Genomic DNA, 13,026 nt, shown 5'->3' on the forward strand with positions numbered 1-13,026 from the left:
TCATTCGATATCGGCACGGTGCGCATGCTCAATGATCTCGTCACCCTAAGCGCATGGACGGCGCTTAAAGTGTGGGTGAAGAAAACCACGGCAGATCATCGCCCGCTTGCCGCCATCGGCACCGGCGGCAACATCAACAAGTATTTCAGCTTGTCCGAACAGCGCGAGGGCAAGCCCTTGGCGTTCAAAAAATTGCGCAGCCTGTATACGTTTTTGCAGGCACACTCATTGGCCGAGCGCATTGAACAGTTGGGCTTGAAACCCGACCGCGCGGACGTCATCATTCCCGCGGGGCGCATTTATTTGTCAATTATGAAATGGGCGGATATTGCGCAGATTTACGTGCCGCAAGTCGGCTTGTCGGATGGCATGATACACACTTTGTATGAAGAGTATAAAAAAACGCGCAAACCTTGAGCTTGCGCGGGTTCAACCATTTTAGAGGCGGCCATGTCAAAACAAATTTTGATCGTTGACGACGAACAGGATATTCTCGATCTAATCAAGTACAATCTCGAGGCGGAGGGTTACCACACCCTGCTCGCGCGTGACGGCGTGCAGGCGCTGAAACTGGCGCAAACCGGTTCACCGGACTTGATCATCCTCGATGTCATGCTGCCCGGCAAGGACGGCTGGCAGGTGATGCGCGAGCTGCGGCAAAACTCCGATACCAAAAACATTCCGGTGATTTTTCTCACGGCGCGCTCGAGTGAAATCGATGAAGTCGTCGGCATCGAGCTGGGAGCGGATGACTATATCATCAAACCGATCAGCATTCGCAAGTTGCTGGCGCGCGTCAAAATGGTGCTGCGCAAGGCCGCACCGGTTGCCCCGGCGGTTGACGAATTCCTGAATTTCGGCGAGGTGCAGATCAACACGTTGAACTACTCGGTCAAAGTCGAGGGCAAAGAAATACCCTTCACCAAAAAAGAATTCGAAGTTCTGGTGTTTCTCGCGGAGCGGCCGGGCCGCGTCGTAACTCGCGAAACCTTGCTGAACGAGATCTGGGGCGACAATGTCGTGGTGATCGACCGCACGATTGACGTTCATATTCGAAAAATTCGCGAAAAACTCGGCGAAAAAAACATGCATATGATCGAGACGATCAAAGGCGTTGGCTATCGCATGAAAGCTGAAAGTTAGACGCACGGGGAACGGTGTTGGCGACTTAAACTAACACATATCATGTCGAGGCTCAAAAGTACCCATGCCATAGCCTCGGCTGTCGGCAGAACGTATTCATGCCACGCTCAGCCATTCTGCTTATTGAAACAACTCACCCATGAGACTCTCTCTCCGAAAAAGGCTGTTTCTCACGCACATTGTTCTGCTCACGTTCGTGACGGTGGCCGCCGGGCTTATTACGAATTTTGAGCTGCAAGAGTATTACAAAGATCGTCTCTTTCAGCAGTTGAAAACGCAACTGGACGAAGTGGAATATCTGCTGGCGAGCGGCACATTTGCCGGCGATGATGCGGCGTGGCAATACGAGCAACTGGTGAATTATGCCCTGGCCGGGGGCGTGCGGTTAACCTTAATGGATTCGGCCGGAACGGTTCTCTTTGATTCGGGAGTGCCGCGCGATTCTCTCGATTTTGTTGAAAATCATCTGCTCCGGCCCGAGGTGCAAATGGCCATCGCCGACAGTTTCGGACGATCCGAGCGCACCAGTGAAACGATACACCAGCGTCTGTTTTATGCTGCCAGGCCGGTGGCCGCACGTTTTGCTGGCCGGGAACAACTCGCCACGGTGCGCTATTTGCGCCTCGCCATGCCGCTCACCGAGGTCGAACGCGTCGTGCGCGATGTACGCTGGAAAATCATTGCAGGCGGCGGCTTGGCGCTGTTGCTCACGGCGCTGGCAAGTTACTGGGTATCGCGGCGCTTGACCCAGCCCATTCACAAATTGGCGGAAAGCGCCGATTCGGTGAAGAAAGGAGATTGGGACGCCCATTTTGAACGCTCTTCGGACGACGAGATCGGCGAGCTGGCCGATTTACTCAACGAGATGCTGGCCAAGCTGCGCGACGATCTCAAGCAGATGCACAAACTGGAGAACATGCGCACGCAATTTCTCGGCAACGTTTCGCATGAGTTGCGCACACCGATTTTCGCGCTGCAAGGCTATCTCGAAACGTTGCTCTACGGCAACGTGAGCGAAACGAATATGCAGAAGGTATTCATTGAAAAAGCCTATCGCCAGGCCGGACGGCTCAACAATCTGCTGACCGATCTGATTGACATTTCTCGCATTGAGTCCGGCGAGATGAAGATGAGCTTCCGCTATTTTGATGTGGCTGATTGGCTGACCCGGCAAATTCCGGACTTGCAAAACCTCGCAAAACAATATGAAGTGTCTGTCACCTTCAAAAACGACGCGCGGGCCGCGACGGTGATCGCATTGGGCGATCGCGAGCGTCTGACTCAGGTGATCACGAACCTGGCGAACAATGCGATTAAATACAACGTGCCGGGCGGCAAGGTCGAGCTTGGTTATCACGTCAACAAAAAGCAGGTGGAAATTTACGTGGCAGATACCGGGCGCGGCATTCCCGCGGAACACGTGCCGCGCATCTTCGAGCGTTTTTATCGGGTTGACAAAGAGCGCTCGCGCGACGTGGGCGGCACCGGGTTGGGATTGGCGATCGTCAAGCATATCGTGGAGGCGCATGACAGCAGCGTCAATGTGCAAAGCGAGGTGGGCAAAGGCTCGATGTTCAGCTTCACGCTCAAAAGAAATCTCAGCAAGGCGTGAAATTTTTCGGAGTAGGCCGGGGCAATATCGCCCAAAAGAGTTGTATCGTGTCCGATCAACGCCGGCCAATCGTATCAGCGGATTGACCAGCAAAAAATTGAAAATTTTATTGGAGTTTCAACCGCGTTCTGCATCTGTAGCAATGTGGGGCGGTGGCGCCCAAGCATGCCAACCGCCGATGCAGCTCAGATAAAATTAACTTAGGATAACGTCTGATCTGCCACATTGAACCTCAATCTTCCCAAGGAGAGTACCATGCCAGAACGCAAACACCTCGTTCCCGCCTCCCAAATTCCCTGTTGCCCTGAACTCGAAACCGATCCGGTGTGTGACGTTGTACGCTTGGCGTACCGTCTGACCCGGAATGTCGAAGTGGTGATCAACGATCGCCGCGTCGTCGTGCCGGTGGAAGTCGCGATACGCGCCAAGTTCGAGCGCTGCTCCGGCCCGCTGGCCCTGGGCGACCTGGTTTATTCCACCACCCTGCTGCCCGGCGAAAAAGTGAAGCTGTTTTCACAGGATCGGCGCACGCGCTTCAGTTTCGACAGCGAGAACAAGCTGAGTTATCGCCATACGCAAATGTCTGAAGAGCGCGCTTACATGAGCATGTTCGCGCAATCGATGAGCGACGTTAGCGTGAATCAGAACGCGATTGACACGCATCAGTCGCAAGGTTCCTTTTCAGGACATGCCGAAGCCGGCTTAGACTTTTTTGGTTTGGGCGTCGATTCAAGCGCGAGCGGTTCATACAACGCCAGCTCGATCAACACGTTTGCCAATGAGTTGAAGAGCCATGCGCAAGCCTCACATTCGCGTTCCGAAGTCGCGACGCGCGCCGCCAGCTCGGTTTCCATCGGCGAAGTCGCAAGCCGCTCGCACAGCGAAGGCGAAACGCAGGATCATTTTGAATCGGCTTCACGCGAATTTGCCAATCCGAATCGTTGCAAAGCCGTCACGTTTCTGTTTTATCAGATCAACAAAATTCAAATGGTGAGATTCGAGGTCGAAGCCATCACCCGGCGTGTTATCGACCCGATTGACAACAGCCGCGTCAGCCCGAACCTGCCGATCCCGCGCACGGGTGTGGCGCCGCTGCCGGACAGCGTGCTCGCAACCAACGGCAAACGTTTGGAAGTTGAGAACACCGCGCGCGCCAGCGTGTTAGCCGAACGCAATTTTGCGCTTGAATTTCGCGGACAGCGCACGGCCGGCTTTGCCTCCCGCACGGCTATCTTTCCAGCCGCCGTGGCCGCAGAAGAGCCTTTTCCCGCGGAAATCCGCAAACAAGCGTTGCTGCAAGTCGATGAAGAATTGGTGAAAGAAGGTCTGCTGGAGAGAGTTGGTGGAGATATTGCGCCGGAAGCGAAGACGCGCCTGTCGTTTGAATCGCGTTCCTCGTTGCCGACCCCGGGCGTTATCGTCAAAGGCTGCCTCGACGATTGCGATATCTGCGAACCGGCGGTTGACCGCGAAATCAATCTCAACCTTGAGCGCAAGCGCCTTGAAAATGAGCTGCTCAAGAAACAAATTGAGTTGCTGGAAAAGTCAAAAGAATATCGTTGCTGCCCGGCGGGCGAAGAGGAAGACGTCCCCGCTGACAACGAATGATTTCTTGCTGCGTAAGCGCCTCTTTAGATAAAACGGCCCCGGGTTGCACCATGAAACCCGGGGCCGTGTTGTTGGTCTCTCTAAAGTTGAATCGTTGCAAAAAAAGCAAAAATTTTCTCACCACCAAGGCGCGAAGACACCAAGAAAAAAAAACTTAGTGACTTCCTGACTTGGCGGCAAAATTTGGTTTCGGCTGGTTCGGGTTAGGGCAGATTGAATACGAAAATCATTTGGCCGTCGGGCGATTGCATGACGGCGTTGGTGGGATCCATTTCAAGAACGAATGTGAAGCCTTCTTCCTTGAGTTTGACAATTCGATCTTTCGAGTCCCTTGAAAAAAACGACAGCGCCGTTTCCTTGAACTCCGTGGTTTGATGAAGGCCGAGCACGGTCACGCTGTCGGAATAAATGCCCCAGGGGTAGGGTATGTCGCTTTCGTGCATTTTCTGAAAGCCGAGTTTTTGCCAAAATGCCGCGGCCGTAGCACGTTCCTTTACCGCAATTGAAAATTCACCAAAGATGCCGATTCTCGAGTAATGTTTTTCTTTGCCGGTCGGGCCGGCGGGTGTCATCATTTCAAAACCGACGTCGGGGCGCGGAACCGGCGCTTCCGACTTGAGCACGACGCGCTGGCCGTTCCGGTCGGAAAATTCGATTTCCGTTGCCGCGCCGTTCTTCTTTTTTAAAATTGTCGCCGCGACACCGGTTTCTTGCAACAGGCTCATGCCAGCCGCTAAATTAGCGCCGTAGTACGTTATCGTTGGCGAGGCGAATTCTGCTTGGTGCAGCGCCAAAACGACGTTGCCATCGGTGACTGCGGCGACTGGATGATCTGCCTTTGCCGCGGCGACGGCTTTGAATCCCAGGCTTTCATAAAACGCTTGCGTAACTTGAACATCTTTGACGGCAAGATCGAATTCGACGAAGCTTCCCAGTTTCACCGGATTTTTGGCATTGTTGAAGAGTTGCGGCTGTGCAACGGCCGGCGTGAGTCGCAGCACGCTGCACATCAAACTCAAACAAAAAAGCGTTGCTTGATACTGTATCGCCAATCCAGCGCAATTCCCTCTTTTCATCACGAATCGCTCCGTTGGAATTTTTTGAAGAGAACATCTATGCGAATCCGCGTCATCCGTGGCTGGGTTGTCTGTTCAGCGCCGGCTCATTCGGAGGCTTGCTGCGACTTATGCCGGCTCAAACAGCGCCGCCACCGCGCCGGCCGGATCTTGAATCACACACGTGCGACCATAACTGCCCATGCCTTTCGGGCCATCGATGATTTTGCCGCCCAATTCGACGCACGTGGCCGCGCTTTTGTCGATATCTTCGACCGTGATGTAAAGCAGCCACTGCGGCGGCAAATCTGCATTCACGCCGCGCGCGTGACAAATGCCGGCCACCGTTTTACCGTCGGCAGGTGAGTTCATGTTGTAATCATTGTAACCGCCCATGTCCACCGGCGCAAACGTCCAGCCCACGACTTTGCTGTAAAAGTCTCTGACCGAGTCGGCATTTTTCACGGTCAAATCAAACCAGGTGATGCTGCCAATCTCTTGTTTGTTGGTGTCGCTCACGGGTTCTCCCTTCGTTGATGAGAAGCTGACTTTCGATGAGAGTTATCTGATTGTATGCTGCCTACGACAGGGGTATCACGATCGTCACATTCGCGCCGCGCTGTTTGTTGGCGCTGCCGATTTTGCATCCGTACATGCCTACGCCCTGCAAGCCATAAAACGCGGCGCAACAATTTTCTTTGTCGCCGGAATCGACCACCCACACCCAATAAAATTTTCCCAATTCTTTGGAGGAAAGAACAACGTTTTGTGCTGTTGCATGTTCGCGCCAAAAGCGCTGGGCGATCAAAAGCTCGGGCGAGGTAAAGCCGTCCCAGTTTTCGTCTTTGAATAATTTCGCGATTTGATTGCCCTTTTTACCCACCGTCTGTTTGGGAAGTAATTGCAAATTATAAAAAAGCAAATACGGCCCTTGCTCGCGTGACACGAGTCCGTTGGAGGTTTGATAAACCCGGCCTGTTGGCTCTTTTGCCCAGTTGTCAGAAATGTACGTTTTGGCAAATCTCGGATCGACTGGAATGCCGGGCACGGGCGCCAGCGCCGTTTCGGCAATCACCGTTGTGATCGAAGTCATTTGCGTTCTAAAATCCGGGAAGACCAGTACCTGCGTCAAACCAAGTTTTTCGGCACGGCCCAGGGCCGCCTCTGCTTCTTTATTCAACTTGATCGATTGGGGCAGAGCTTTTGCCCATGCTTCCAATTTGTGCGCACGATAAAAATCTTTGCTGGCAGCAAGAATGCCGTTAAGATTCATGCAAACTCCGTAAGGCATTGAAACCGGATAGTGACGAATACTATTTTTTCATCCCAATTCGGCGGGCAAGGTTTCCGGGAAATAATCGCGCCCGGCAGTCATCAACGCCACGAAGGTTGCCGGGTCGTCGCTCAACACCGCGGCTTGCAGCTTGGCCAGGCTTCGGTTGAGAAGATCGAATAATTCTGCAGAATGGCGGTTGAGATGCTGAATTTCGTAGTACAAATAGGGATTCTCGCGCGCGACTTCCGCTGCGGCGCGCGCTTGTTTATAGAAAGTCGTGCTTGCCGTGCGCACCAAATCGTTAAAGCCGCGGCCGCTTTCATGCAGCGTGGTAAAAAATAAAATCGAAGCGAGGTGAGAAAGCCCGAGCACATATTGCATATATTCATCATGCTCCGCCACCGGCAGCCGGGTGATGGCAAGCGCGGTTTCGCGGAACAACGCTTCAGCCTCCGCAGCCGCAGAGGCGTTGCCGCAATCGCAGACGACGATCACGCGCCCTGAAAGCGTCTGCACGTTGGGGCCAAACAGCGGATGCACACTTGCGACGCGCAAACCGTTGGTAGCCGACGTTTGCAACAACTCCAGTACATGACTTTTTAAGCTAAAGATGTCAACAACGAGAGCCGTGGGCTGTTGTGACAATATCTCCTGCAACACCAGTTTGCCTTCCACCAGCGGAGTAGCGATAAGCACAACGTCCGCTTGCCGCACCGCGGGCACAAGCGCATCCACCGTTTCAAATTCATCAACAGCGCCTTTACGATCGAGCGTCACCACCTGATGGCCCTGGTTCGCGAAGAAACGCGCAAGCCAGCGCCCCATTTTGCCGGCGCCGCCGACAATTAAAATGCGTTTCGCCAGCACCGTGCGTTCACTCAACTCGTCTTCTTGCAAGCGCACGGAAACACTGATCAATTGCAGCGCCAATTTCTCCGCGAAATGTTCATCGAGGCCATATTCGCCGGCGAGACGGCGAAAGCGCTCCAACACCTCCGCCTCTGCCGCAAAACTTCTGACCGCAACCCCCTCTTCGCGCTTCACCGCGCCCACCTGCTGCACGATCTTCAAACGATCAGCCGCTAACCGTAAAATCTCCGCATCAATGGCGGCAATACGAGTGCGCAATTCCTGCAGACGCTGCGACATCTCATTCCTTAATTTGATTTTTGAGGAGCATTCTTTGCTTTTGCAAAATGGCCTTGCCACACGCGGATTTAAACGCATGCGAACAAAGCCCATCGTCTTTAAAGAGTCAAATCACCGCACAAAAAGCAAAGAATTTTTAACCGGCAGAAAAATTCAACCGGCGCCGCGGGTTCATTTGTTGTTTTTTCATCAGATCGAGTTCGTATGCCCGGCTCTCAAAAATCCATCATCACAGCGCGTTTGCGTGTGGAATGCTTACACAACTTGCGGCGACCGTACCAGCCGCGCGCCGGCATAAGCCGCAGGCAAAAACACGAGAATTCCCGCAATCCAAAACCATAACGGTGACGGGATGGTCAGCATGTTCATGATGCCAAAAATCATCAAGACTCCACCGACGATCAGCGCGAGCTGAGTGTGCGATTGCCGTGCGACGAATGCCGCCAGCCAGCCGCCGGTCAAACTGCCCAGCGCCCAGGCAAGTATCACGAACAACTTTGCGCCCGTCGGGGCATTCGCCGCATAGGTTTTCAGGGATTCGGGGTTGCTTGTATCAATGCCGGCTGGCATCGGATAAATCATATGCCCAATATACTCGACGAGGCCGACGACAATACCCCCAAGAATGATGCCCAGAACGACTGCAACTATGCTGCGACCCATAACCTCCTCCTTCATGAATTGGTTGAGATATACGCTGTTAAAGGCTGCACCGATTTTCAATCACGGTGAAAATCAAAGCGCTTCAAGCAGCTTTGTTGACGTCACCCACAAAAGTTGAACCCATCCAAAAAGCAAAAGCCTTTTCAGTGGGATTTCATTTCCGTGGGCAAAAACTTCCAAAAATTTATTTTACATTTGAAAAGCTAATCGCATTCACACCAATTTTTCTTTTTTGAATCTATCAAATCCCTTTTTTGCCAATTGTTTCAGCTCGCGAAAGAGTCCCTGATCAATCTCTTTGAAATTGAAACATGATTTGCCCTGCATTCTTTTTTTCAAAGCCGGGGAAATGTTCTGAAGCAAATCCGGGAACATGTAAACCGGAAAGAGATAGAAACTGACATAGTTTTTGCGAATTTGCACACTGCCGAAGAAAAGCTCTCGTCCGTATTTTTCCGAGAACGGCGCCTCCAGATAATACGCGGCAGGCTTGTCTGTTTTTAAAATCAGCTTCGGTTCAAATGCCTGCAAGATCGTTCTAAGCTGATTGAATACTTCTTTGAGTTTTTCGTCTGGCATTTTTAAAACCTCAATCGTCGATTTTCAAATAAATTTCAAAAGCCACTTTGCCGTCTTCCATGGTGACGACTTGGTGTCCACCGGTGGAGCCGGCCTTGATTTTTTTTAACCCCATGTAGTTGAACAGCGCCATGTAGCCTGCCGGAATCACCTCGGCCGGCTCTCCGCTCACTTTGGTATAGAGATATTCATCGCCTTGCTTCATTCTGTAAATAAAATATGGCGGGCTTACCTCCACCTCTTGCTCTACAACAACGCCTTGCAGGCTGCGGTGTCCGCCGGGCTTGGGGGTGTTAGGATCATCGAAATAAACGCCCAACACGTGGTATTGGCGAAACGGAATTTTGTTCGCCTCGAGATGGGTTTGCACTTCGGTGATGTACTTTGGCGCTTCGGCGTAGGAGCCGAAAAATTCCTTGCAAACTGCGGTCAAATCGCGGTCAAGCGTGAGGCGTTTGACTTCCGGCAAATGATTCATGTCGATTCCTTTCTCTTGGCGGGCGCCGGCATTGTGGGCGACCCATTCAAAAAACAATTCCTGCAAACGTTCATTTGAAGACGCCTGGTGCAGCATGAACATCTCACGGGGAAAAACCTCGGCGTAAACCGCAGGTTTTTCCGTTTTCAGCCATTTTACAAAATCATCGAAGACTTCCATGCGCCGTTTTTTGAGCGAGGGCGCTTCCTGCCAAGTCGCCGTAACGATTTTGCCGTCATGCAGCACGAACTTGCCCTTGCCCTCCATTTCATACAGGCCGACGACTTCAAATTTATTGCTGCGAAAAGCGCCGTGAAAGCTGACGGTATCTCCGGCGACTCTGACATTGTCATAATGAAACTTCGCGCTGTAGACAAAATTAGCGCGATAATACTGCGCCAGATTTTCTTTATAGATTGCCGAAAGCGGCGCGCCGGTGTGATCGACCTCGATCAGCGCGGCAGCGTCATCATACAAATCGAGTAAGCGCGTCAACTCCTGCTGTTCATAAGCCGTTTGAAAACGCCGCAAGATGTCGCTGGTGGCCTCAGAATTCTTGGCGCTCGTGAGCAGCGTACAACTCGCCAACAACGCCAGCCCGGCGGCGAGAGGCGCAGCGAAACGTCCAGGCGTTGCCTGGCTGAGGCGGCGGATACGGCGCTTCATGTAATTGCGATCTTCCAGAATGCCCACGGTTCCGGGAATCGGATCGAGCCTGGCGGCCAGCTCCAGCACTTTGATAATCGTGAAACCATAGGCTTTGCGCTCGCGCGGCGTCGAGGTGGAGAGCGCGAGATCGTCGCACGCAATTTCGAGATCGGAGCGCATGCGATTGAATGCCAGCCAGAGAACCGGATTGAACCAATAAATGATTTGCGTAAACGTGATCAACCAGCTCACAAATACATCTTTGCGTTTGATATGCGCCAATTCATGCAGAAAAACATGGCGCAGCTCATTCTCGTTCAGCGCGTCGAGCATGCGCTGCGGTAAAAGCAGGCGCGGCCGCAGATAACCCAGCAGAGCCGGGCTTTGCGCATTTTCGTCGGTAATGATATTGATGGGTAGATAGACCTGCAATTCGCTTTTACAATCTTCGAGCAAATTGAGCAGGCGCGGATCAACCAGGGGACGGAGCTTGCGCGCGCGGCGCCACAGGCGCACATTCAACAACAAGGCGCGCATGCAAAGCAGGAGGACACCAAGCAGCCAAAGGCCGCACAAAACCGCCGCGGCATGCCGCTGCAACAAGTTTAGCGGAGACAACGGCGGCGCGGCCATCGACACGGCGGTTTCTTGAAAATCCGTAATGCCATGGCCTGGCATTGCCGCACGAGGCAAGCCTTCCGCCGCTATTTCTTTCTCTCCAAAAATTCTCAGCCGTTCGAACGTGAGATAATTAAAAATGCTGAAACGGCTGTCGGGCGTGACCGGCAGCAGCAATTTGACCAGCAACAACAACCACAGCGCAGAGGCCCATTTCGGCGAGAGCTGATTGCGAAACAGCCGCTGGATGGTGAAGATCATCGCCGCCAGCAGCGAGGCTTGCCAGGAGTTGTGCAGCAGCCACGCGCCCGCGGTTTCAACGTTTGCGAGAAGATTTGCCATTGCCGGTGCCACCGGTTTTTTCCTCGAGAATTTGTTTCAACTCGTGAATCTCGTCTGACGAAAAATGCGCATGCTTGACGAAATGCGCCAGCATGGGAAGGGCGCCGCCGTCGAACACGCGATTGATGAAGGATTGGCTCTCCTGCTTGATCAATTCTTCTTTGGGGATATTGGGCTCGTAAAGATAGCGGTTCGCTTCCGCGGTGTAGGTCAGCGCGCCTTTGTTCACCAAGCGCGCCAGCAGGGTTTTAATTGTGCGATTGCTCCATTTCTGCCGGGCAGCAAGTTTTTCAACAATCTGCGCCGCGGAAGCCGAGGGATTGTCCCACACCACTTTCATAACCTGCCACTCCGCTTCCGAAATTTTGGGTGTCTTTTTTTTCATGGCGAACTCCATATGACTACAAGTGTAGTCATATATACTACACACGTAGTCAAATGTCAAGAACTTTTTGACGAGAAGGCATTTGACAAACGAGGGTTGTTTTCGTATCTTCCCACCGGTTCTTTCGTTATTCAATCGCTTTCTCCATATCTCATTCAATCGCAAAAGGGCTTCTCATGGCACAGATCGACATGGTCATGCCGCAAATGGGCGAGAGCATCGCCGAAGGCACGATCCTTAAATGGCTCAAGAGCGTGGGCGACAAAATCGAACGCGACGAGACCATTCTCGAAATCAGCACGGATAAAGTAGACTCTGAAATTCCCGCGCCGGCCACGGGCGTCATCGCCAAAATTTTAGTAGAAGAGGGCAAGACCGTCGGCGTTGGAACACCAATCGCGGTGATTGAAACTGACGCTGCTGCGAGCGGCAATGGCAAGGCTGAAAAAACGGAAGCGCAGAAACCTGCGGAACAAGCTGTGGCACCGGCTCCGGCTGCACCGGAAGCAAAGCCGGCAGCGCCGGCTGAAAGTGGCGGCGAAGTGGCGCGCGAAGGCAAACGTTTTTACTCGCCATTGGTGCGCGAAATTGCCAAGCAAGAAAACATCTCCATGGCCGAATTAGAGGCTGTGCCCGGCACCGGCGAAAACGGCCGCGTGACGAAAAAAGATATTCTCGCCTACGTCGAACAACGCCAGGGCAAACCTGCGGCGCCAGCAAAGCCAACGCCAGCTCCAGCACCGGTAGCAGCGCCAACGTCGACAGCGGTGCGCACAGCCCCTGCCGCTCCGCCTGCAGCCCCGGTTGTTTACGCGCAAGATCGCGTGGAAATCGTGCCCATGGACAACATGCGCCGCCGCATCGCGGAACACATGGTGATGAGCAAGCAAACCTCGCCGCATGTGTATTCGGTTTCCATGTGCGACATGACGAAGATCGTGAATTATCGCGAGCGCGCCAAAAATAAATTCGAGCAAAACGAGGGCACGAAGCTGACGTACACACCGTTCTTTATCGATGCCGTCGTGCGGGCGATCAAAGACTTTCCGCTAATCAACTCCAGCATCGAGGGCAGCAACATCCATGTGAAAAAATTCATCAATATCGGCGTGGCGGTGGCATTGGAGAACGGCTTGATCGTTCCGGTCATCAAAAGCGCGGATGCCCTCAATCTCGTGGGCTTGGCGCGCGCCACGAACGATCTTGCCAATCGCGCGCGCAGCAAGCAACTCAAGCCGGACGAAGTGCAGGGCGGCACCTTCAGCATCACCAACATGGGCAGCTTCGGTAACTTGTTCGGCATCCCGGTGATCAACCAACCGCAAGTCGCCATTCTCGGCATTGGCGCGATTCGCAAAACGCCGGTGGTCATCGGCGAGGGCATCGCCATTCGCGACATGGTTTATCTCTCGCTCTCGTATGATCATCGCATCATCGACGGTGCCTACGGCGGGCAATTCTTGCAGCGGG

13 protein-coding genes are annotated in these 13,026 nt (G+C 53.2%); 5 read left to right on the forward strand and 8 right to left on the reverse strand.

Translation table 11 applies throughout. The annotated features are described in order from the left end of the window. The 4 genes from FBQ85_16475 to FBQ85_16490 form a co-directional block, all read left to right on the forward strand. On the forward strand, window positions 1-417 hold a 417-nt coding region (locus FBQ85_16475; protein ID MDL1876742.1), incomplete at its 5' end, for an exopolyphosphatase. A 33-nt stretch (window positions 418-450) separates the two neighbouring features. Next, entirely contained in the window at window positions 451-1,143 is a 693-nt protein-coding gene (locus FBQ85_16480) for a response regulator transcription factor (GenBank protein ID MDL1876743.1), read from the forward strand. Window positions 1,144-1,282: 139 nt separating this feature from the next. Beyond that, window positions 1,283-2,755: a HAMP domain-containing protein gene (locus FBQ85_16485; GenBank protein MDL1876744.1), complete on the forward strand. Its 1,473-nt coding sequence runs from the start codon at window positions 1,283-1,285 to the stop codon at window positions 2,753-2,755. Window positions 2,756-3,010: 255 nt separating this feature from the next. Next, window positions 3,011-4,363 carry a hypothetical protein gene (locus FBQ85_16490; GenBank protein ID MDL1876745.1) on the forward strand — a complete coding sequence of 451 codons (1,353 nt, stop codon included), beginning with the start codon at window positions 3,011-3,013 and terminating at the stop codon, window positions 4,361-4,363. A 203-nt stretch (window positions 4,364-4,566) separates the two neighbouring features. Here the strand turns inward: FBQ85_16490 and FBQ85_16495 are convergent, their stop codons facing one another. The 8 genes from FBQ85_16495 to FBQ85_16530 form a co-directional block, all read right to left on the reverse strand. Continuing rightward, the gene (locus FBQ85_16495; GenBank protein MDL1876746.1) at window positions 4,567-5,439 is read right to left on the reverse strand and encodes a hypothetical protein; all 873 of its coding nucleotides are present in this window, start codon (window positions 5,437-5,439) and stop codon (window positions 4,567-4,569) included. A gap of 108 nt (window positions 5,440-5,547) precedes the next feature. Then, a complete protein-coding gene (locus tag FBQ85_16500) occupies window positions 5,548-5,937 on the reverse strand; it encodes a VOC family protein (protein MDL1876747.1) in 390 nt (129 codons plus the stop codon). 61 nt (window positions 5,938-5,998) lie between these two features. Then, window positions 5,999-6,691 (reverse strand): hypothetical protein, encoded by a 693-nt coding sequence (locus FBQ85_16505; protein MDL1876748.1) that lies wholly within the window; start codon window positions 6,689-6,691, stop codon window positions 5,999-6,001. Between the two features lie 48 nt (window positions 6,692-6,739). After that, entirely contained in the window at window positions 6,740-7,936 is a 1,197-nt protein-coding gene (locus FBQ85_16510) for a prephenate dehydrogenase/arogenate dehydrogenase family protein (protein ID MDL1876749.1), read from the reverse strand. Window positions 7,937-8,098: 162 nt separating this feature from the next. After that, window positions 8,099-8,506, reverse strand: a complete 408-nt coding sequence (locus FBQ85_16515; protein MDL1876750.1) for a hypothetical protein — start codon at window positions 8,504-8,506, stop codon at window positions 8,099-8,101. Between the two features lie 213 nt (window positions 8,507-8,719). Then, window positions 8,720-9,085 (reverse strand): hypothetical protein, encoded by a 366-nt coding sequence (locus FBQ85_16520; GenBank protein ID MDL1876751.1) that lies wholly within the window; start codon window positions 9,083-9,085, stop codon window positions 8,720-8,722. Window positions 9,086-9,095: 10 nt separating this feature from the next. Next, window positions 9,096-11,171, reverse strand: a complete 2,076-nt coding sequence (locus tag FBQ85_16525; protein MDL1876752.1) for a hypothetical protein — start codon at window positions 11,169-11,171, stop codon at window positions 9,096-9,098. Then, on the reverse strand, window positions 11,146-11,556 hold the full coding sequence (locus FBQ85_16530; protein MDL1876753.1) for a BlaI/MecI/CopY family transcriptional regulator: 411 nt from the start codon (window positions 11,554-11,556) through the stop codon (window positions 11,146-11,148). The genes FBQ85_16525 and FBQ85_16530 overlap by 26 nt, the downstream gene beginning before the upstream one ends. Before the next feature lie 176 nt (window positions 11,557-11,732). On the opposite strand from FBQ85_16530, the gene FBQ85_16535 reads away from it, so the two are divergent. Further along, the coding region (locus tag FBQ85_16535; protein MDL1876754.1) for a 2-oxo acid dehydrogenase subunit E2 at window positions 11,733-13,026 on the forward strand (1,294 nt) is incomplete at its 3' end.

The sequence above is a fragment of the Cytophagia bacterium CHB2 genome, from assembly GCA_030263535.1.
Taxonomy (GTDB): Bacteria; Zhuqueibacterota; Zhuqueibacteria; order Zhuqueibacterales; family Zhuqueibacteraceae; genus Coneutiohabitans.